Source organism: Pseudonocardia sp. 73-21, assembly GCF_001899645.1.
Classification (GTDB): Bacteria; Actinomycetota; Actinomycetes; order Mycobacteriales; family Pseudonocardiaceae; genus Pseudonocardia.
On sequence record NZ_MKVV01000023.1, the window covers coordinates 1 to 18,184 of the forward strand.

At 74.0% G+C, this 18,184-nt stretch carries 24 protein-coding genes and 1 pseudogene; 19 read left to right on the forward strand and 6 right to left on the reverse strand.

From position 1 onward, the window contains the following. The 4 genes and pseudogenes from BGP03_RS05105 to BGP03_RS05120 all read left to right on the forward strand — a co-directional run. Positions 1-698, forward strand: a pseudogene (locus BGP03_RS05105) (hypothetical protein); the annotation flags it as partial. A gap of 306 nt (positions 699-1,004) precedes the next feature. Further along, the gene (locus BGP03_RS05110; protein ID WP_296366708.1) at positions 1,005-1,709 is read left to right on the forward strand and encodes a gamma carbonic anhydrase family protein; all 705 of its coding nucleotides are present in this window, start codon (positions 1,005-1,007) and stop codon (positions 1,707-1,709) included. Between the two features lie 223 nt (positions 1,710-1,932). Further along, entirely contained in the window at positions 1,933-2,370 is a 438-nt protein-coding gene (locus BGP03_RS05115) for a hypothetical protein (RefSeq protein WP_298800838.1), read from the forward strand. Between the two features lie 47 nt (positions 2,371-2,417). Next, positions 2,418-2,573, forward strand: coding sequence for a hypothetical protein (locus BGP03_RS05120; protein WP_296366707.1), 156 nt, complete (start codon positions 2,418-2,420; stop codon positions 2,571-2,573). A gap of 201 nt (positions 2,574-2,774) precedes the next feature. On the opposite strand, the gene BGP03_RS05125 is transcribed toward BGP03_RS05120, so the two are convergent. Next, positions 2,775-2,948, reverse strand: coding sequence for a hypothetical protein (locus BGP03_RS05125; RefSeq protein WP_296366710.1), 174 nt, complete (start codon positions 2,946-2,948; stop codon positions 2,775-2,777). A 216-nt stretch (positions 2,949-3,164) separates the two neighbouring features. Continuing rightward, positions 3,165-3,527, reverse strand: coding sequence for a DUF4342 domain-containing protein (locus BGP03_RS05130; RefSeq protein ID WP_296366705.1), 363 nt, complete (start codon positions 3,525-3,527; stop codon positions 3,165-3,167). A 174-nt stretch (positions 3,528-3,701) separates the two neighbouring features. On the opposite strand from BGP03_RS05130, the gene BGP03_RS05135 reads away from it, so the two are divergent. From BGP03_RS05135 to BGP03_RS05150, 4 genes are all read left to right on the forward strand, one after another. Beyond that, a complete protein-coding gene (locus BGP03_RS05135) occupies positions 3,702-3,869 on the forward strand; it encodes a hypothetical protein (protein ID WP_296366703.1) in 168 nt (55 codons plus the stop codon). Between the two features lie 278 nt (positions 3,870-4,147). Continuing rightward, a complete protein-coding gene (locus BGP03_RS05140) occupies positions 4,148-4,618 on the forward strand; it encodes a hypothetical protein (protein ID WP_298800837.1) in 471 nt (156 codons plus the stop codon). Between the two features lie 132 nt (positions 4,619-4,750). Then, positions 4,751-5,104, forward strand: coding sequence for a VOC family protein (locus BGP03_RS05145; RefSeq protein WP_298800836.1), 354 nt, complete (start codon positions 4,751-4,753; stop codon positions 5,102-5,104). Between the two features lie 41 nt (positions 5,105-5,145). Further along, entirely contained in the window at positions 5,146-5,559 is a 414-nt protein-coding gene (locus tag BGP03_RS05150) for a CBS domain-containing protein (RefSeq protein WP_298800835.1), read from the forward strand. Between the two features lie 25 nt (positions 5,560-5,584). Here BGP03_RS05150 and BGP03_RS05155 read toward each other — a convergent pair whose 3' ends face one another. Together BGP03_RS05155 and BGP03_RS05160 are read right to left on the reverse strand one after the other, a co-directional pair. Continuing rightward, positions 5,585-5,770, reverse strand: a complete 186-nt coding sequence (locus tag BGP03_RS05155) for a DUF1918 domain-containing protein (protein WP_296366697.1) — start codon at positions 5,768-5,770, stop codon at positions 5,585-5,587. Positions 5,771-5,862: 92 nt separating this feature from the next. Continuing rightward, on the reverse strand, positions 5,863-6,864 hold the full coding sequence (locus tag BGP03_RS05160; protein WP_298800834.1) for a lysylphosphatidylglycerol synthase domain-containing protein: 1,002 nt from the start codon (positions 6,862-6,864) through the stop codon (positions 5,863-5,865). 165 nt (positions 6,865-7,029) lie between these two features. On the opposite strand from BGP03_RS05160, the gene BGP03_RS05165 reads away from it, so the two are divergent. Beyond that, positions 7,030-7,503: an Hsp20/alpha crystallin family protein gene (locus BGP03_RS05165; RefSeq protein ID WP_296366695.1), complete on the forward strand. Its 474-nt coding sequence runs from the start codon at positions 7,030-7,032 to the stop codon at positions 7,501-7,503. A 17-nt stretch (positions 7,504-7,520) separates the two neighbouring features. Here BGP03_RS05165 and BGP03_RS05170 read toward each other — a convergent pair whose 3' ends face one another. Both BGP03_RS05170 and BGP03_RS05175 read right to left on the reverse strand, forming a co-directional pair. Next, entirely contained in the window at positions 7,521-8,084 is a 564-nt protein-coding gene (locus BGP03_RS05170; RefSeq protein ID WP_298800832.1) for a universal stress protein, read from the reverse strand. Positions 8,085-8,200: 116 nt separating this feature from the next. Further along, positions 8,201-9,103 carry a fructose-bisphosphate aldolase gene (locus BGP03_RS05175; RefSeq protein ID WP_296366693.1) on the reverse strand — a complete coding sequence of 301 codons (903 nt, stop codon included), beginning with the start codon at positions 9,101-9,103 and terminating at the stop codon, positions 8,201-8,203. A 621-nt stretch (positions 9,104-9,724) separates the two neighbouring features. On the opposite strand from BGP03_RS05175, the gene BGP03_RS05180 reads away from it, so the two are divergent. The 10 genes from BGP03_RS05180 (at position 9,725) to BGP03_RS05225 (ending at position 18,135) form a co-directional block, all read left to right on the forward strand. Beyond that, positions 9,725-10,159, forward strand: a complete 435-nt coding sequence (locus tag BGP03_RS05180; protein WP_296366691.1) for a CBS domain-containing protein — start codon at positions 9,725-9,727, stop codon at positions 10,157-10,159. Next, positions 10,156-10,950 carry a universal stress protein gene (locus BGP03_RS05185; protein ID WP_298800831.1) on the forward strand — a complete coding sequence of 265 codons (795 nt, stop codon included), beginning with the start codon at positions 10,156-10,158 and terminating at the stop codon, positions 10,948-10,950. The genes BGP03_RS05180 and BGP03_RS05185 overlap by 4 nt, the downstream gene beginning before the upstream one ends. A 66-nt stretch (positions 10,951-11,016) precedes the next feature. Then, positions 11,017-11,637 carry a hypothetical protein gene (locus tag BGP03_RS05190; protein WP_298800830.1) on the forward strand — a complete coding sequence of 207 codons (621 nt, stop codon included), beginning with the start codon at positions 11,017-11,019 and terminating at the stop codon, positions 11,635-11,637. Positions 11,638-11,973: 336 nt separating this feature from the next. Continuing rightward, positions 11,974-12,546, forward strand: a complete 573-nt coding sequence (locus tag BGP03_RS05195; RefSeq protein WP_296366687.1) for a DoxX family membrane protein — start codon at positions 11,974-11,976, stop codon at positions 12,544-12,546. Next, positions 12,534-13,160 carry a hypothetical protein gene (locus BGP03_RS05200; RefSeq protein ID WP_298800829.1) on the forward strand — a complete coding sequence of 209 codons (627 nt, stop codon included), beginning with the start codon at positions 12,534-12,536 and terminating at the stop codon, positions 13,158-13,160. Before BGP03_RS05195 ends, BGP03_RS05200 begins: the two co-directional genes overlap by 13 nt. 110 nt (positions 13,161-13,270) lie before the next feature. After that, complete coding sequence (locus BGP03_RS05205; RefSeq protein WP_296366685.1) at positions 13,271-13,843, forward strand: 2-oxoacid:acceptor oxidoreductase family protein; 573 nt, start codon at positions 13,271-13,273, stop codon at positions 13,841-13,843. Beyond that, on the forward strand, positions 13,837-15,027 hold the full coding sequence (locus BGP03_RS05210; protein ID WP_298800828.1) for a hypothetical protein: 1,191 nt from the start codon (positions 13,837-13,839) through the stop codon (positions 15,025-15,027). The genes BGP03_RS05205 and BGP03_RS05210 overlap by 7 nt, the downstream gene beginning before the upstream one ends. 2 nt (positions 15,028-15,029) lie before the next feature. Further along, complete coding sequence (locus tag BGP03_RS05215) at positions 15,030-16,025, forward strand: thiamine pyrophosphate-dependent enzyme (RefSeq protein ID WP_296366681.1); 996 nt, start codon at positions 15,030-15,032, stop codon at positions 16,023-16,025. Continuing rightward, on the forward strand, positions 16,025-17,644 hold the full coding sequence (locus tag BGP03_RS05220; RefSeq protein ID WP_298800827.1) for an NAD(P)-binding protein: 1,620 nt from the start codon (positions 16,025-16,027) through the stop codon (positions 17,642-17,644). The genes BGP03_RS05215 and BGP03_RS05220 overlap by 1 nt, the downstream gene beginning before the upstream one ends. A 2-nt stretch (positions 17,645-17,646) precedes the next feature. Continuing rightward, positions 17,647-18,135, forward strand: a complete 489-nt coding sequence (locus BGP03_RS05225; protein WP_298800826.1) for a universal stress protein — start codon at positions 17,647-17,649, stop codon at positions 18,133-18,135. Positions 18,136-18,184 lie beyond the last annotated feature (49 nt).

The following is an 18,184-nucleotide window of genomic DNA, read 5'->3' on the forward strand; positions in this document are numbered from 1 at the left end:
CCTCCTGGGAATCGTTGCGGCGCCTCCTGGGAATCGTTGCGGCGGTCGCGTTCGCCACCATCCTGGCCGTGGTGTCCGGGTTGACCATCGTCGCATCGGCGTCCGTCGCCCACGATCTGTACGCGAATGTCGTCACACGGGGGACCGCGGAGCCGGCCACCGAGATCCGCGTGGCACGGCGCACGGCGGTCGTCGTCGGAGTGGTCGCCACCGGCGGCGGTATCCTGGCCAACGGCCAGAACGTCGCTGTGCTCGTCACGCTGGCGTTCGCCGTGGCCGCGTCGACGAACATGGCGCCGCTGCTGTTCAGCCTGTTCTGGCGTCGGTTCAACACCGCCGGTGCGCTGTGGAGCATGTACGGCGGGATGACGACCGCATCGGTACTGGTGATCTTCTCCCCCGCTGTGTCCGGAGCGCCGAGCGCGATGCTGCCCGACATTGACTTCGCCTGGTTCCCACTGGCCAACCCGGGTCTTGTGTCCGTTCCCGTGTCGTTCCTGCTCGGTGTGCTCGGCACCTTCCTCGGTCGCCCCGAGCCGGACGCGGACCGCCGGTTCGCCGAGATGGAGGTTCGCGCGTTGACCGGCGCCAGGGCGGTGGACGACGCCACCAGTCCGGTCGCTCTGGCACCCGCCCACCCGGCACCCACGGTGTTCACCCCGACCTACGGCAAGCACGCAGCGCCGCACGTTCGGTGATCAGCCGTCCCCGTGCAGCCACGGAAGGCGTGCACCGTTGCCTGCTGGTTGTGCTGACGTCGGAGCGCCCCGACGCCGGCCGTCTGGCGCACGGCCGGTCGAGAGTGCGTGACCGAGCTGCCGGGCCTGGCGTAGCGTGCGGGCACCCGCGAGTCGGGGGAGGGCCTCACCGGTGTAGCCGGTGGTCACGCCCACGAGCCCCTCGCCGGGGACCGTATGGCGCGATGGGCGGAGGCGATCATGGCTGAGGAGTACGCAGCGACACCGCGCACGGTGGGCCGGGATGCGGTGTTCGTGCGGCATCGTATGAAGAGTCCCCGCGTGGCGGAGTCGGCCTACATCGCCCCGACCGCGGTGTTGTGCGGGGACGTGACCGTCGGCCCGCACAGTCGGGTCCTGTTCGGCGCGGTGATCACCGCTGAGGGTGGCCCGGTGGAGATCGGTGCCCACTGCGTGATCATGGAGAACGCGGTCGTTCGCGGGGTGCCACGGCACCCGACCCGGATCGGTGATCACGTGTTGGTCGGGCCGCACGCCTCGCTGACCGGATGTCTGATCGAGGGCGACACCCGGATCGCGACCGGCGCGGTCGTCTTCAACGGGGCTCGTGTGGAGGTCGGTGCCGAGGTGGAATTCCACGCGGTCGTGCACGTCAACACGGTCGTGGCCGCGGGGACGGCGGTGCCGATGGGCTGGTTCGCCGGTGGCGACCCGGCCGAACTCGTCGCGCCGGGGGACCGGGAACGGATCCGGGCCCTGATGGGTCCGTTGGATTATGCGGGCACCGTGTTCGGGATCGGCGACACCGACACCGTGATGCCCGACATCGCGCGCCGCTACGCCCGCTCGCTGGCGTTGCACAACCACGACCGGGTACTCCCGCCCGGCCAACACGATCCCCTTCCCGACGGAGCCCCCGACCCCGAGGGCGGGTTGGCGGGCACCGATCGGCGGGGTACGCCCACGACTCCGAGGTCGACCAAGATCTCTGCTGATCACCGGTTCCTGTAGCAACCAGGATGTTGACCGCGCTGCGGTCGGCGAGAAGTGCTGGGGGCCGCGTGACCTCGATCAGCGTTGCCGGTGGGGGCCCGTGCGGGCCGCGCCGCTGCGGCCGGAGCCCGGTGGCTGCTCGGTGGGGGTGCGTCGGCATCAGGGGCGCTAGGGTGCCCGTCTCGCCCCAGCGCCGGCAACGCGGCCGGCGCCGTCACGCGAGGTGAGCAGGAGGTCGACGGTGACCGATGAACAGTTGGCGACGGCGCTGCGTGGTTCCAGCGCCGCCCGGGTTCCGGGCGGCCAGGTCCTGGCGCTCTACGAGCGGTTGCGCGCCGCCGGGCAGTTGGGCCGCCACCTGGTCGTGGAGTACCGCTGCGCGGACACCGCGGCGTGTGTGCTGGCGCGGGTGTTCACCACCCCGGCCGGGACGTTCATCCACAAGCCCGCCTGCGGGGCGGCCGTTGCGGGGACGGTTGACGGCGCGTCCGGTCCTCGGGGTTGGCCGGAGACCGCCTACCTGTTGCCGGAGTTCCCCATCGCGGTGTCGCTGGGCTGTGATCATGTTCGGGCGCGATGTGACGCCGACGCGGTCCGCGCCGATATCGCACTGGCTCATCGGCGCGGATCCCCCACCGGTCGCCGGATCTCCGGATCACGGAGCGGTGTGATCGAGTAGACGGCCCAAACCCTGGGGCCGGGGCCGGTCGGAGGGTGGGCCGGTGAATGATCCGCGACCGATCAGCAAAACTCGATCGAGATCCCATGTCTCTCTGCGTGTCCAACGGCGTGGCAATCGGTCCGTTCATCCTCGGCCGCGACCGGACGCCAGAGGACGTGATCCGGCTCTTGACCTGCGACTATCTGCAGTTGCACACCTGAGAGGTCACCGGTTCGATCCCACTATCGCCCACGCAGGTCAAAGCCCACCGAGATCATCGGACCGGGCTTTCGGCTTCGTGCAGCTGCGAGGTACAGCTACAGCCTGACCGCGTCCACCGTGCTGTAGCCGCGGTGATCGGCACGTCTGGGCAGGCGCAGCCTGCGGCAAGGTGCTCGAGGACGTCGACAACGGTGGCCCCCTCACGTGGGAGTGGGCGCCGTTGTCGTGTCGACCCAGCGGCCGAACTCGCGGGCGGCCCGGGCGTCGTCGAACTCGAACACCGGCGCCCGTTGCATCCGGCCACCGGTCACGGTGACGGTGACACCGCCCGCGGCCGCGACGAGCCCCATACCCCCGTTGTAGCTGGCGACCAGCGTGCCCGTGCGGGAGCGCGGAACCGCCGTGTTCCCGGACGTACCGCAACCGCTCCTCGACGTGCCCCGGTGTGTCGTCGGCGTCGGCCCAGCGCGGGATCTTCGCCGTGGTCACCTCGGGTTCTTCTCGTCGTTCCGGCACGGGCCGACCCCCGGCCCTCGTGCCCGGCCAGGGGTCGGCGGGAGCCGGCCAGGACCGTGTCGCCCGGCTGGTCCTTACTGCTCCTTGCGGTAGACCTCGATCTTCCAGTCGTTGGCGAGGGCGGCGATCGCGCTCACGGCCGTCACGATCGGGGCCGCGACGGCGGCGACGACGCCCGCCGCCACGGGGATCTCCAGTACCGTGTGGCCCTCGTCGTTCTTGACGACGATGCGCCGGACGGTGCTCTCGTGGATCAGTTCCCTGATCCGCGCGACCAGTGCGTCGCCGCGCAGCCGCACGGTGTCCGCGGCGGTCGTGCCCTCAGAGGCCTGCGGGGGTGCCGCCGGGGTGGCGTCCTTGGCGGGCGCATCCCTGTGGGAGGTCGCCTTGTGGGGGGCGCCCTTCGGGCTGGAGGCGGGAGTGGCGGAGGTGCTCATGCGGGTGGCTCCTTCTGCTGGTCCGGGATTCCATCGTCGTGGGCGGTCGGGCATCGGGACAGGAGTCCAAGTGCGGCAGGAGGCAGGGCCGATCGGCCCGCCGCCCATGGCGACCGGCCGGCGGCCGGGAACCCGTGGGTGCAGGAACGACGTGCTGACGGGTACCTCGGGCCGATGACCGTCCCGGTGACCGACGTGCACGCCCTGCGCCGGCTGCGTCGTCTCGGCACCACCGGTGCGCTGATGGCGGCCGGGGCCGCACTGGGGGCGGGCGCGCTGCCGGTGCCGAACCCGCTGTTCGGGCTGCGGGTGCTCGGGCTGCCTCGACGTCGATGGTGGTGAGGACACCGAAGCCCTGGGTGGCCAGGGCGGCGGCGACGATCGCGACGGGGAGGTGGCGGCGGTGTTCCGCCGACCCTGGTCGCTCGGCGGCGGGGCGGCCAGTGCCGGACGGGGTGGTGCGAACGGGTCCAACGGACGGGTCGCCGATGACCCGTGGACCTGCCCGCCTGCCGCGCCGGCGAACATGCTCGGGACCTCCACCCGCGCCCGGCGCACCGAGAGGACGGCCGGGCGCGTCCGACACCCCGTCCCGAGCACCGGTCCAGGAGCGAACACCGATGACTGATCCCGTGACCGATCCCCGACGTGCCGACGCGCACCTGCACCGCGCAGCCGAGGTGCTCCGGAGGACCGCGCGGGGTGCGGCCCGGGGGCCGTGGCGGTGGTCCGATCCGGACCCGGAAGCTGGCGCCGCCGAGCGGCTCGACCGCCCGACGAGCATGAAGGACCTGGCCGCGTTCCCCGGTCGGCCCACTGCTCCCCCCGATCCGGCGTCGATCGTCGTCGACCGGGGCGTCGATCTCGTCGGCGAGGCGGTCGCTCCACACCCCTCGCACCCGGTTGCGGCGCTCCGCCCGGCGATCGCCGTTCCGCTGGCCGCACTCCTCGACGCGCTGGCGCAACAGATGTCCGCCGCGATCGACGCCGGCGGTTCCCTGGACGAGGAGCCGTTCCGCTCGGCGCTACGGCTGGCCGCGGCGATCGTCGACGGAGACGACGGTGGCGGGCCCGGTGGCGGACGTCCGTGACGGCACCGGAGGGGCCCTTCGGGGGTCCGGAATGAGGTCGAGCGGCCCCTGCCGGCAGACCGGGCCCGCGAGCATCCTCTCCGGTGAGGGCGGCGCGCCGTGGCGCGCCGTGAACCCGTCTCAGGAGGTCACATGATGGGCAACCCGGTCGTGCACTTCGAGATCGGCGGCGCGGTCGCCGAACGTTCGCGCAGCTTCTACAGCAGCCTCTTCGGGTGGTCGGTGCAGACCGACAGCCACGGCTACGGCGTGGTGGCCACAGGTTCCGACGTCGGCATCGGCGGGGGGATCATGCAGACCCCGCCCGGTGTGCCGCCGTGGGTGACCGTCTACGTCGGAGTGGACGACGTGGAGAAGTCGCTCGCCCGCGCCGAGGAACTCGGCGGGCACCGCATCATGGGCCCGACACCGGTCGGTGAGGTGGGTGAGATGGCGATGTTCTCCGACCCGGACGGCAACCCGATCGGGCTGTTCAGGGAGGCGTAGGAGGTGCGTGCCCAGCGACGACGTCACACCGAGGAGCAGCAATGACCACCACAGCCGGCCGTCTCACACCCACCGATCCCGTGCGTTCGATCATGGTCGGTGATCCCGCGGCCGTCGATCCGGAGGACTCGCTGATGTCCGTGGCCGAGGAACTCGTCGCGGGCGACATCGGGGCCGTCCTGGTGCGGTCGCCCGGCGGACCGACGGGTCTGCTCTCCGAACGCGACATCGTCACCGTGATCGTCTCCGGTGGCGACCTCGCGTCCGGCCAGGCCGGCGACGCGATGACCACCGACCTCGTCACCGTCGACGCCAGCGACACGATCATGGCCGCGGGGCGGCGGATGTACGAGGCCGGTGTCCGGCACCTGCCGGTGCGCCGCGACGACGACATCGTGGGGCTGGTGTCCCAGCGGGACGTGTTCGCGGTCCTGCTCGGCATGGCCGAGGGTTGAGCCCGCGCCCGCGCCGACGACGGCGTCAGCCGTCCGTCACCAGCCGTGCATCGGGGCCGGGGAAGTAGATCGACTCGTGTCCGTCCTGCCACCGGACCCGGTAGCGACGGGCCGCGCCGTCGCCGAGCACGTCGAGCACCTCCCCGGTCCTGCGCCCCGAGTCCACGTGGGCGGTCTCGATGGCGATCCGGTCTCCCTGCCGCGCGTCCATGTCGTCTCCTCTGCTCACGTCGGACGGCCAGCGTCGCGCCGGATCCACCGAGATCGCCAGGGTCGTTCGGCCCCGGCGGTGCCGGCGTGTCGTCACCGCCGGGTTCCGCTGTCCGCGCCGGGGACACCGCGCGCGGTGAGCAGCAGGACCACGACCCACCCCACAGCGGCAGGCACCAGCCAGGAGACCCCGCGGTAGAGGGCCACCGCGACGGCGGCCGCCCCGGCCGGCGTACCGGCCGTGACCAGGGCCGCGAGCAGGCCCGCCTCGGCCAGCCCGGCTCCTCCCGGGGTCAGCCGGATGGCGATGCTCGCCTGCACGGCCAGGTAGCCCACCGCGACCGCACCGGCGGTGAACGGGGCTCGCGTGGCGCCGACGCACGCCGCGAGGCACGCGAGGTCCAGCACCCAGGTCAGGGCGGCCAGCACCAGCAGGACGGCCGTCGTGCGGGGGGAGGGACGGTGGGCGGCGGCCCAGACGGAGCTGCGTGCGACCAGGTCACGTGCGCGGCCCCCGAGCGTCCCCGTCCGCGTCGGGCCGACCGGGTGCGGGCCGCCCCGCGGCCGCAGCAGCGCGGCCACCCCGACCGCCAGAACGGCCAGCAGCGTCGAAGCCCCGATCCCGGCCGCGACGGGCAGCAGGCCGCCCGCGGCGATCCCGAGGGGCGCCAGGACGACCAGCACGACCGACGTGACCACGGCGGCGGCCCCGACCGACCACACCGCCGCCGCCGTCGGCACCCCGCGCCGGCATAGCGCGCGCACCGCGTACGCCGGCCCGGCGGCGGTCCCGACGGTCGGCACGGTCAGTGACACGGCGTTGCCCGCGACGGTGACCGCCTGCACCGTCCGGCCCGGCAGGTCCGCACCCGCGACGACGAGCAGCCTGCGGTGCAGCTCGCCGTACACCAGCAGTGACGCGGCGCTGAGCACCGCCGCCGCCACGGTGCGGACGGCGTCCACGCCCGAACCCCGGAGCAGCTGCAGCGCCCCGGCCGTGTCCGGACCCACCTGCTGCACGGCCAGCCCCGCCGCGGCGAGCGTCACCAGAGCGGTGAGGGCGATCCGACCGGCGCGGTGCGGGGACCTCGGCATGTGTCCTCCTCGTGGGTCGAGCCGACGGTCCACCCCTCCGACCGCCACCGGGAGGAGACCGAGGGCGGCGCTTCTGGGGACCTTCGGCCCGGGTGCCCGGGCGGTGGTGGAGGGGAGTCTCGGGGGTGTCCGTTGGTTGATGCAGTGACGAGGAGGACATGACTGATGAGTACGTTGAGCCGCCGCGATCGCGGTGCCGATGTCGCCCGTCGTTTCCCGATGATGGACGGCGTGTTCGAGGAGTGGTTGCGGTCGCTGCCGATGCGGCGGCCGTTCGGCCTGGGCTGGGACTGGCCCGGTGAGGACCTGATCCGGGTGGACGAGTTCCGGGACGGTGACACCGAGGTGATCCGGGCCGAGATGCCGGGTATCGACCCGGCGAAGGACGTGGAGCTGACGGTGGCCGAGGGGGTGCTGCGGATCAAGGCCGAGCGCCGCGTCGACGAGAAGTCCGAGGACAAGGGCTACACCCGTCACGAGATGCGCTACGGCAGCATGACCCGCACGCTGCCGCTGCCGGAGGGGGTACTGGAGAAGGACATCTCGGCCAGCTACAAGGACGGCATTCTCGAGGTCAGGGTCCCGATCCCCGCCCAGCCGGAGAGGTCCGAGCCCACGAAGATCGCGATCAAGGCCTGACGTCGACGCCGCCGCCCTCAGTGCTCCACGGGGGAGGCGGCGCGGGCCGCGGCCTCGCGGAGGTCGGCCGGCTCGCCGTGCGGGTGCACGATCGTGACCGGGCAGCGGGCGTGCAGGACACAGTGCAGGCTCACCGAGCCGATGAGCATGCCCACGGCCGCACCGTGGCCGCGGCTGCCGACGACGAGCATGTCGGCGCCGTCGGCGAGGTCCACCAGCACCACGGCCGGATGGCCCCCGATCGCGCGGACCGCCACCTCGGGCACCGGCGCGAGCTCGCCGGCGAGGCCGGCGCGCACCTCGTCGACGACGCGGGTCGCGACGTCGCACGCCATCGCCCGGATGTCGTCGAGCGGCGTGGGCGGCACCGCCGCGGGCAGTCCGTACGGGCCGGGCCAGTAGGGCGGGATCAGGAACGAGACGACGGCCTCGACCCGCGCGCCGCGCCGGGCCGCCTCGCGCAGGCCGAAGGCCACGGCGGCGCGGGCGCCCGCCGAGTCGTCGACCCCGACGACGATCCGTCCGCCGGTCCGCCCGCCCGGCCCGGTTCCGTCGTGCCCGGTTCCGTCATTCACCGTCATGTCGCCCGCCTCGTCGTGCCGTCCGGATCCGGCATCCGGATCACCGGGGCCCAGCGTCGGCCCGGCGGCGGGCGGACCGGCACGGGCGGAGGGCCCCGGTGCGGGGCCGAAGGTCCTCAGGATCCCGGCCCCGTGGGGTACTTCGCGAGGATCTCCCGGATGCGCTCGACGAAGCGCAGCGACTCGTCACGCCCGCGCTGCCACACGTTGCGGCCCCAGATGAGACCCGTGGCGCCGGCGTCCATCGACTCCCGGGCCTTCTCCAGCATCGCGTCGTCGCCGGCGCGGCTGCCGCCGGACACCAGCAGCAGTGTGTGGTTGGCCGACCGGACCACGCGGTCGATCGCGTCCTGGCTGGTGACGTCCACGTCGTAGGCGGCGGGGACGCCCGTGCGCTTCTCCGGGTGCGGGAAGTTGACCTTGACAACGTCGGCGCCGAGCTCGCTCGCGACCCGGGCCGCGTAGTCCACGGCGTAGAAGGAGTCGGTCCCGCCCTTGGCCACGACGGCCGCGCCGCGTGGGTAGGCCCACACGATCAGCGGCATCCCGAGCCGCTGGGCGTCCGCGCGGACCTGCCGGTACTGCGCGAAGTCGGCGGCCTGGGCGGGGGAGCCGACATAGAGGGTGTAGCCGACAGCGTCGGCGCCGAGGCGGACCGCGTCCTCGACGCTCGCGTGCAGGGGGGAGAGCGCCTCGGCGTCGGACGGGATCTCGGTCTTGCCGTTGAGCTTCAGCACGAGTGGCACCTCGCCGGCGAACTCACCGGCGAACTTCTCGGCCAGCCCGATCTGCACGACGATGCCGTTGAACCCGCCGTCCACCGCCAGTCGGATGATGTAGCGGGGATCGCCCGCCACCGGGTTGGCGGTGAAGTCGCGGGGCCCGTGCTCGAGCCCCTGGTCGTAGGGCAGGAAGAGCGCGGTGCCGTTGCGCAGCCCGTGCTCGTGGAGGATGCGGTGCAGCCGGGCCTTCTTGCCGGCGCCGAGGCCGATGCTGTCGAGGCCGGGTCGGGTGACCATGGCGGGTCCTTCCGTCGGGCCGTCCCGGCTTCTGCCGGACGGTCGGGCTGTCGAGCCTGGCCGCGGCACCGACCGGGGGCCAGGTACGTCCGACCGGTCTCGGGAGGGCCATGGGGCTCTGCGGAGCTCCGACCGCGCCGATGTGGGTGGGCCCAACTGTCCTTCGACCTGCGGGTGGGGGTCTTGCGACCGCGTCAGCGGACGGGTGTGGTGCGGCAGCCTCGACACGTCCGGCGGGAGCCGCACGACGCACGGCCGGGCCGCCCCGACGTGGTGGCGGGGGTGCCCGGCCGGTGTCCATCTGCTCGGGAGGCCAGCGTGGTCTGTGACAGCTGCTGGGGGTACGACGCGGTCCTGCACCCCTGTCTGTGCGAGGACACGTCCCACGACGACGGTGCCGACGCGGTGGCACGGCTGCGACCGGACCTGCTGACCTCGCTGCGGGACAGGTTCCGCGGACTCGCCACCACGGTGGGGGAACCGAGGTGCCTGGACGCGTGCGGTGCCGACTGAACGGTGCAGCCGGCCGGGCCGTTGGACCCTGGTCCGTCCGGTCCTGCAGCGTGACGCTGGCGACGGGCCCGGCGTCCGTGCCGGGCACGCCCGGAGAGGAGCAGCCCGATGAAGGCCGCCGACATCATGACCAGCCCGGTGATCATCCTGCATCCCGCCACACCGGTCCCGGCCGCGGCGGCACTGCTCGTGGCGCACGGGTTCACCGCCGCCCCGGTGGTCGACCAGGAGCGGCACGTGCTCGGCATCGCCACCGAGGCTGACCTGATCCGGGGCCGGGTGCTGCCCGAGGGCTGGACCTCCGGCGAGGGCGTCGAACCGGTGGTGGCCACGGTGATGACGCCGGTCCCGCTGCTCATGCGGCCCGAGGACGACGTGGCGGACGTGGTGTCGCTCATGCTCGACAGCGACGTCCGCTCGGTCCCGATCGTGGACGACGGTGTCCTCGTCGGCATCGTGAGCCGGCGTGACGTGCTGCGCTGCGTCGCGCGGGGCGAGCTGACCGGTGCGGAGGTGCGCGCGCGACGGGCGGACATCTCGTGACCGTCGACGTCGTCACCGTGGTGCTGGCCCCGCCCGATCCGTGTGTGCCCGCCGTGCGCTGGGCCGCCCGTGCGGCGAGCCGGCGCCGGGCCCCGCTGCGGATCGTGGTGCCGGCCACGGGCTCACCCGCCCAGCGGCGCACGTGGCTGCGGGCGGCCCTGACCCGCTCCCGGCGGGCGGCGCCACGGATCGTCGTCACGCCGGTGCTCAGCGACGAGGGTGACGACCGCGCTGCGCGTATCGCGGCGGCCGACGCGGCGGTGCTCGTCGTGCCCGGCGGTTCCCCGGCCGTGCCGGGGCTGCTGAGGTCGGTGACGTGTCCTCTCGTGGTCGTCCCGGCCGGATGGGCCGGCCGGGACACCGGCCCCGTACTGCTGGCCGTGGGTCCCTCCACCTCCGACACCGCGGTCGCCTTCGCCTTCGCCGAGGCCGAGCGGAGCGGGTCGGATCTGCTCGCGGTGCACGTGCGCCACGGCCGGTCGGACCCGCTGGACGGGCTCGACGACCGACTGGGCCTGGCCGTCGCCGCCTTCCCCGACGTCACGGTGCGCACCGACGTCGCGGACGAGCGGTGCGAGGCCCACCTCACCCGCCTCGCCACCGACGCCCGGCTGCTGGTGATGGGCCGCTCCGCGCGCGGCGTCCTGCTGGACCGGCTGCTGCCCTCTCCGACGCGCCTCGTGGCCGGGCTGGCCCGGTGCCCGGTCGCGGTCGTCCCCGGCGAGGACGGGCCCGTCCGGGCGTCCCTGCTGCCCGAGCACGGCGTCCGGATGGCCGACCTGCTGAGGTGACCACCGAAGGGGACCGGTGGCCCCTGCCCGAGGGTCCGTTCGAATCTCCGGGCCCACACGGGGGCGATGGTCGAGCGCGAGCGCTCCGGGCACGTCGGGCGGGCCGCGCTGCTGCCCACCGCGGTGTTCCAGATCCTCCTGCCGCTGCTCGCACCGATGGTCGACGTGCACCTGGCCTACGGGCTGATGTTCCTCGACCCGGTCACGACGGCGGCGATCTGGGGCGGGGTGCTGAGCCTCCAGCTGGCCGCCGGGATCGTCGCGTTCCGCCCGGAGGGGGAGCCGCTGCGGGCTCTCGTGCTGCTGCCGCTGCAGCAGGTGATCTACCGCCAGCTCATGTACGCGGTGCTCATCCAGTCCGTCGCCTCGGCGGTGTCGGGGGCACGGCTGGGCTGGCAGAAGATCCCCGGATCGGCGCGTTCGGTGCCGCACCGAGGGCGGCCGACGCCCCGGTCACCGTGTCCGGGGGGGGCCGACGTGACCTCGACCTGGCGGACCGCGCTGGGCGGCCGTCCTCCTGTCGGGGACGGCCGCCTGTTCCGGCGCCGCGGCCCCGCCGGTCGCCGGACCCCCGCCCGTGTCCGCTCCCGTCTCCCCGCCCGGTGCCCCGCCCACGGCGTCAGCGGTGGTCACGACGATCGTGACCTTCTACGCCGGCTTGGACAACACCCCGCCCGGCAGCAATGAGATCGCCCACCCCAACGGCCGGCACCCCACCGCGGGCGGGACGGGTACGTACGCGGACCCGACGACGCTCGCCACCGACCCGCGCGAGCTGCCGGTGGGCCGCCTCGTCTACTGCGCGCCGCTGCAGCGGTACTTCGTCATGGAGGACGACTGCGACGCCTGCATCGCGGAGGGGCCCGCCCGACCCCGCAGACCACCCGGTCTTCCTGCTCGGTTGACGCGGTGCCGAACCCGGGACCATCGGCCCGCCGGAAGCGGGCTGTTGCGCACGGGTGCCGGCCGCCCCGGAGCGGGACGGTGCGCAGGTAAGTCAATCCGTCCGAGGAGAGCGATGAGATGAGCGTCGACCAGACCACCAGCCAGACCACCGCCAGGAGCACCCCGCTCTCGACGGCCGCCGCGATGCGAAGCCTCGCGACGTTGCGGATCGCCACGGGTTTCGTGTTCCTCTGGGCCTTCCTCGACAAGACGTTCGGGTTCGGGTTCGCCACCCCCGCCCCGCGCGCCTGGATCAACGGCGGGTCGCCCACGAAGGGATTCCTGTCCTCGGTCGACGTCGGGCCGCTGCAGGGCTTCTTCCACTCCATCGCCGGTGCGGCCTGGGCCGACTGGCTGTTCATGGTGGGCCTGCTCGGTGTCGGCCTCGCCGTGCTGGCGGGGGTCGCCCTGCGGGTGTCGGCGGTCGCCGGCGTCGCGATGATGGCCATGATGTGGCTCGCCGAGTTCCCGCCCGCCACGCTGACCGCGACGGGTGCCGCCAGCGGCTCGTCGAACCCGTTCCTGGACTACCACGTGATGTACGCGATCGCCCTCGTGGTGATCGCCGCCACCTTCGCCGGCACCACGTGGGGCCTCGGCCGGGCCTGGGCGCACATCCCGTTCGTCAACCGGCACCGGTGGATGCTCTGACCACTGGCCCGGGCGCCCCGACCGCACGCGCGGTCGGGGCGCGTGCGCTGGTCGCCTTCGTGCTGCTGGCGTACGCACTGAGCTGGGCGTGGGTGGTGCCCCTGGCGCTGGGCCACCAGGTCGTGGAGGCGGGCCGGGGATGGCCCACCCACGTCCCGGCGCTGCTCGGGCCGGCCGTGGCCGCGGTCGTGGTCATCGCCGCGACGGCCGGTCGCCGCGGCGTCGTCGACCTGCTGCGCCGGGTGGTGCGGTGGCGTGTGGGGTGGCGGTGGTGGCTCGTCGCGGTCAGCCCGGTGGCGTACCTCGGCGTCGCCGTCGTAGCGGCGTGGGCGGGCGGCCGGCCCCTGCCCCGATCGGCCGACTTCGGGATGTTCAGCGGTGTCCCCGCCACGTGGGGACTGCCGGCCGTCGTCCTCGTGATCACGTTCGTCGGGGCCCTCGGCGAGGACACCGTCGGGGGCACCCTGGCCGCGCGCGGCGTCGTGGCCGCGGTGGTGAGCATGCCGATCGTGGTCCATGCGCTCGCCCTGGTCGGGCTGGACCTGTGGGCGCGCCGCACGGGACGGCTCTCGCCGCTGGCGACGCGGGCGCGATCGTCGCCGCCGTCGTGCTGATCACCGCGGCGCCCGACCCGGTTCCGGCCCAGGAGACAGGGCCCACCGGACCCTCGCGGCGCGTCGCTCGGCCCTGTCGGTGCCGGCTCCGGGCGACCTAGCGTCGGTCCATGTTCGAGGTGCGGGTGCACGGCCGCGGTGGCCAGGGTGTGGTCACCACCGCGGCGCTGCTGTCGATGGCCGGGTTCCGGGACGGCCGGCGGGCCCAGGCGTTCCCGAGCTTCGGCTCCGAACGCACGGGCGCGCCGGTGGTGGCCTTCTGCCGGCTGGCCGACGGCCCGATCCGGCTGCGCGAACCGGTGATGGCGCCCGACGCGCTGATCGTGCAGGACGCGACCCTGCTGCACCAGGTCGACGTGTTCGCCGGGCTGCGACCGGACGGGTTCCTGCTGGTCAACTCCACGCGCACCGCCGCGGAGCTCGGCATCACCAGCGTCGTCGACCGCCTCCTGCCGGGACACGTCGCGATCGTGCCGGCGTCGCGGATCGCCGTCGAGCACCTCGGCCGCCCGATGCCCGGTGTCGCGCTGCTGGGGGCCTTCGCCGCCCTCACCGGCCAGGTCTCGCTCCCGAGCATCTCCGCCGCCGTGCACGAGCAGTTCACCGGGGCGGTCGCGGCGGGCAACGCCGCCGCCGCGAAGGCCGCGTTCGACGTCGAGACGAGGAGCCGGGCCGCATGCTGAGGCAGATCGAGGGATCCCGCGCGGTCGCGGAGGCGGTGGCGGCCTGCCGGCCCGGGGTGATCTCGGCGTACCCGATCTCGCCACAGACCCACATCGTCGAGCAGCTCGCCACTCTGGTCCGCGACGGCGCGCTCGGGACGTGCCGGTTCGTGAACGTCGAGTCGGAGTTCGCCGCGATGTCGGTGACGATCGGCGCGTCGGCCACGGGGTCGCGCGCCTACACCGCCACCGCGAGCCAGGGCCTGCTGTTCATGGCCGAGGCGGTGCACAACGCCGCCGGGCTGGGGCTGCCGATCGTCATGACGGTGGCCAACCGCGCCATCGGTGCCCCGATCAACATCTGGAACGACCACAGCGACGCCATGAGCCAGCGCGACGCCGGCTGGATCCAGCTCTACGCCGAGACCGTCCAGGAGGCCGCGGACCTGCACGTGCAGGCGTTCCGGCTGGCCGAGGAGCTCTCGCTGCCGGTGATGGTCTGCCTCGACGGCTTCGTGCTCACCCACTCCTTCGAGGCGGTCGACGTGCCCGACCGGGAGCGGGTGGCGGCGTTCCTGCCCGACTTCCGGCCCCGCCAGGTGCTCGACCCCGACGACCCGGTGTCGATCGGCGCGATGGTCGGGCCCGACGCCTTCACCGAGGTCCGCTACCTCGCCCACACCGCCCACCTGCGGGCGTTGGAGCTGATCCCGCGCGTGGCGGAGGAGTTCGCGGAGACGTTCGGGCGCGACTCCGGCGGGCTGCTGCACCCCTACCGCTGCGACGACGCCACCACCGTCGTCGTGGCGCTGGGCTCGGTGCTCGGCACGATCGAGGACACCGTCGACGAGCTGCGCCGCGGGGGCGACCGGGTCGGCGTCCTCGGCATCACCTCCTACCGGCCGTTCCCGTTCGCTCAGGTCCGCGCCGCGCTGCGCACCGCGACGCGGGTGGTGGTGATCGACCGGGCGCTGGCCCCCGGAACCGGCGGCATCCTCGCCGCCGACGTCCGCGCGGCCCTGACCGGAGTGGCGGTGCCGGTGTACACCGTCGTCGCGGGACTGGGTGGCCGGGCGATCACGCGCCGGTCGCTGGGGGAGATGCTCCTGCGCGCCGAGCGCGACGAGCTGGAGCCGCTGAGCTTCCTCGACCTCGACGACGCCCGGGTCGACCGCGAGCTCGCCCGCGCGGCGGGGAGGCGGTGACCGTGGCCGCACAACCGATCCGGTTCTTCCAGACCGGCACCCACGTCGTCGGCAACCGGCTGCTCGATCCGGCCGACCGCTCCGTGCAGGCCGACGAGCACCGGTTCAACTCCCTGACGTCGGGCCACCGCGCCTGCCAGGGCTGCGGCGAGGCGCTGGGCGCGCGCTACGTGCTCGACGCCGCGATGCGGGCCACCGGCGGCCAGGTCGTCGTGGTCAACGCGACCGGCTGCCTGGAGGTCTTCTCCACGCCCTACCCCGAGACGGCCTGGCGCCTGCCGTGGCTGCACTCGCTGTTCGGCAACGCGCCCGCCGTGGCCACCGGCGTGGCCGCGGCCCTGCACGCGCAGGGTCGCGACGACGTCCGCGTGGTGGCCCAGGCCGGGGACGGCGGCACCGTCGACATCGGGTTCGGCGCGCTGTCGGGCATGTTCGAGCGCGGCGACGACGTGCTGTTCGTCTGCTACGACAACGAGGCCTACATGAACACCGGCGTGCAGCGCTCGGGGGCGACCCCGCCCGCCGCCGCCACCACGACCACCCCGGCCGTCGGGCCGGCGCCGGGTGCCCCCTTCGGACAGGGCAAGGACCTGCCGCGGCTGGCGATGGCCCACGAGATCCCCTACGTCGCCACGGCGACCGTGGCCGACCTGCGCGACCTGGAGGCCAAGGTGACGCGCGCGATGGGCATCCACGGCCCCCGCTACCTGCACGTGCTCGTGCCGTGCCCGCTCGGCTGGGGAAGCGCGTCGCGCGACACCATCCGGCTGGCCCGCCTCGCCCGCGACACCGCGCTGTTCCCGGTCTTCGAGGCGGAGTTCGGCGAGGTCACGGCCGTGTCGATGCTGCGCGAGCGGCGTCCGGTGCGGGAGTACCTGGAGCCGCAGGGCCGCTACGCGCACCTGTTCGGCGACCCGGGCCGCCCCGACCTGGTGGCGGGCATCCAGACCCTCGCCGACCGCAACGTCCGCCGCTACGGCCTGATGGAGGAGCACTGATGGACGAGCCGTTCGCGATCACGCTGGACGTCGGGTCGAGCCTGGCCAACCACACGGGCACCTGGCGCACCGAGCGGCCCGTCTACCTCGACCGGACCCCGCCCTGCAGCGCCGCCTGCCCGGCGGGGGAGCAGATCCAGCGCTGGCTCTACGACGCCGAGGACGGCGGGTACGAGGCCGCGTGGCGCACGATCATGAGGGCCAACCCGTTCCCCGCCGTCACCGGACGGGTCTGCTACCACCCGTGCGAGAGCGCCTGCAACCGCGGCGAGCTCGACACCGAGGTCGGCATCCACTCCGTCGAGCGCTTCCTCGGCGACGAGGCCGTGCGGGCCGGCTGGACCCCGGACCCCGTCGCGACCGCGACCGGCCGGCGGGTGCTCGTCGTCGGCGCCGGCCCGTCCGGGCTGTCGGCGGCCCACCACCTCGCCCGGCTCGGGCACGCCGTCACGGTCCGCGACGCGCAGCCGCAACCCGGTGGCATGATGCGCTACGGCATCCCGGCCTACCGCCTGCCCCGCGACGTCATCGACGCCGAGATCACCCGGATCCTCGCGCTCGGCGTGACCCTGGAGACGGGGACCACCGTCGACGACGTCGAGGCCGCGGCCCGGGAGTTCGACGCCGTGTACCTCGCGGTCGGGGCGCAGCTCGGACACCGCACCGCCATCCCGGCCGGCGACGGCGCCCGGATCCTCGACGCCGTCGCCCTGCTGCACGACGTCGCCGCCGGGCAGCCGCCCGCGCTCGGCCGCCGCGTCGTGGTCTACGGCGGCGGCGACACCGCGCTCGACGCCGCCCGCAGCGCCCGGCGTCTCGGCGCCACCGATCCCCTGGTGGTCTACCGGCGCACCCACGACCGGATGCCCGCCCACGACGCCGAGCTCGCCCAGGCCGTCGAGGAGGGGGTGACGGTGCGCTGGCTCTCGACCGTCGCGCACGCGGACGCGGAGACGATCACCGTCGAGCGGATGGAGCTCGACGAACGCGGGTTCCCGCAGCCCACGGGGGAGTTCGAGGACCTCGCCGCCGACACGCTCGTGCTGGCGCTGGGCCAGGACGTCGACTCCTCGGCGTTGACCGGGGTGCCGGGGATGCTCGACGAGGCCGGGCTGGTGCGCACCGGCCCGGACTTCGCCACCGCGCGGCCCGGCGTCTTCGCCGGCGGCGACGCGGTGGCGGGCGAACGCACCGTGACCACCGCGATCGGGAACGGTGCGCAGGCCGCCGCCCGCATCGACGCCTACCTGCGCGGGGTACCCCTGAAGACCCCGCCGCTGCCGCCGCCCGCGACGTTCGACCTGCTCAACACCGTCTACTACAGCGACGCGCCCGCGAGCGTGCGGCCGCGGCTGGACCTCGCGCGCCGCGTCAGCACCTTCGACGAGATCGAGGGCGGGCTCGACGCGGACACGGCGCTGTTCGAGGCGCGCCGCTGCCTGTCCTGCGGCACCTGCTTCGAGTGCGACAACTGCTACGGGATGTGCCCGGACAACGCCATCACCAAGCTCGGACCGGGCCTGCGGTTCACGATCGACTACGACTACTGCAAGGGCTGCGGCATCTGCGTGGCGGAGTGCCCGGCGGGCGCCATCACCCTGGAACCCGAGGAGAGCTGAGCATGCCCGGGGAGGGTGACCGGCGGATCCGGATGACCTCCGGCGCCTCCGGTTCGGCCGCCATCGTGCTCGGGCACTCCGGTGATCCCGCCGGCGAGCGGGCGCTGGAGGTCGCGACCGACCTCGCGGCGCGGTTGCACGCCCACCTGCACGTCGTGCACGCCATCGACCTCGCCGACTACCCCGCGGACCCCGACGCCGCCGACTGGGAGCAGCAGGGCCGGCGCGCGCTGGCCGCCGAGCACGGCCGGGTCCGCGCCGCCCTCGCCGGCCGGGACGTGGCCTGGAGCCACCACGCCTGGCACGGCGACCCCGTCACCCTGCTGGAGACCGTCGCCGGGGAGGAGGACGCGCTCATGATCGTCGTCGGGACGCGGGGTGAGGGCGTCGGCTCCGTGCTCGACCGGCTCCTGCGCCGCTCGGTGTCGCACGGGCTCATCGCGACCGGCGGCCGCCCCGTCCTCGTCGTGCCCGGCGCGGGCCGTGGCTAGGACGCTCCTGAAAAAGCCGGTCGTGTCGGTCCTGGCCGGGACGGTCGGG

Excerpts from the sequence above, each read along its gene's own strand:
- BGP03_RS05110 (WP_296366708.1), top strand. The coding sequence starts at position 1,005 with ATGAAGAGTCCCCGCGTGGCGGAGTCGGCCTACATCGCCCCGACCGCG.
- BGP03_RS05120 (WP_296366707.1), top strand. The coding sequence starts at position 2,418 with ATGATCCGCGACCGATCAGCAAAACTCGATCGAGATCCCATGTCTCTC.
- BGP03_RS05130 (WP_296366705.1), bottom strand. The coding sequence starts at position 3,527 with ATGAGCACCTCCGCCACTCCCGCCTCCAGCCCGAAGGGCGCCCCCCAC.
- BGP03_RS05135 (WP_296366703.1), top strand. The coding sequence starts at position 3,702 with ATGACCGTCCCGGTGACCGACGTGCACGCCCTGCGCCGGCTGCGTCGT.
- BGP03_RS05140 (WP_298800837.1), top strand. The coding sequence starts at position 4,148 with ATGACTGATCCCGTGACCGATCCCCGACGTGCCGACGCGCACCTGCAC.
- BGP03_RS05145 (WP_298800836.1), top strand. The coding sequence starts at position 4,751 with ATGATGGGCAACCCGGTCGTGCACTTCGAGATCGGCGGCGCGGTCGCC.
- BGP03_RS05150 (WP_298800835.1), top strand. The coding sequence starts at position 5,146 with ATGACCACCACAGCCGGCCGTCTCACACCCACCGATCCCGTGCGTTCG.
- BGP03_RS05155 (WP_296366697.1), bottom strand. The coding sequence starts at position 5,770 with ATGGACGCGCGGCAGGGAGACCGGATCGCCATCGAGACCGCCCACGTG.
- BGP03_RS05160 (WP_298800834.1), bottom strand. The coding sequence starts at position 6,864 with ATGCCGAGGTCCCCGCACCGCGCCGGTCGGATCGCCCTCACCGCTCTG.
- BGP03_RS05165 (WP_296366695.1), top strand. The coding sequence starts at position 7,030 with ATGAGTACGTTGAGCCGCCGCGATCGCGGTGCCGATGTCGCCCGTCGT.
- BGP03_RS05170 (WP_298800832.1), bottom strand. The coding sequence starts at position 8,084 with ATGACGGTGAATGACGGAACCGGGCACGACGGAACCGGGCCGGGCGGG.
- BGP03_RS05175 (WP_296366693.1), bottom strand. The coding sequence starts at position 9,103 with ATGGTCACCCGACCCGGCCTCGACAGCATCGGCCTCGGCGCCGGCAAG.
- BGP03_RS05180 (WP_296366691.1), top strand. The coding sequence starts at position 9,725 with ATGAAGGCCGCCGACATCATGACCAGCCCGGTGATCATCCTGCATCCC.
- BGP03_RS05190 (WP_298800830.1), top strand. The coding sequence starts at position 11,017 with ATGGTCGAGCGCGAGCGCTCCGGGCACGTCGGGCGGGCCGCGCTGCTG.
- BGP03_RS05195 (WP_296366687.1), top strand. The coding sequence starts at position 11,974 with ATGAGCGTCGACCAGACCACCAGCCAGACCACCGCCAGGAGCACCCCG.
- BGP03_RS05205 (WP_296366685.1), top strand. The coding sequence starts at position 13,271 with ATGTTCGAGGTGCGGGTGCACGGCCGCGGTGGCCAGGGTGTGGTCACC.
- BGP03_RS05210 (WP_298800828.1), top strand. The coding sequence starts at position 13,837 with ATGCTGAGGCAGATCGAGGGATCCCGCGCGGTCGCGGAGGCGGTGGCG.
- BGP03_RS05220 (WP_298800827.1), top strand. The coding sequence starts at position 16,025 with ATGGACGAGCCGTTCGCGATCACGCTGGACGTCGGGTCGAGCCTGGCC.
- BGP03_RS05225 (WP_298800826.1), top strand. The coding sequence starts at position 17,647 with ATGCCCGGGGAGGGTGACCGGCGGATCCGGATGACCTCCGGCGCCTCC.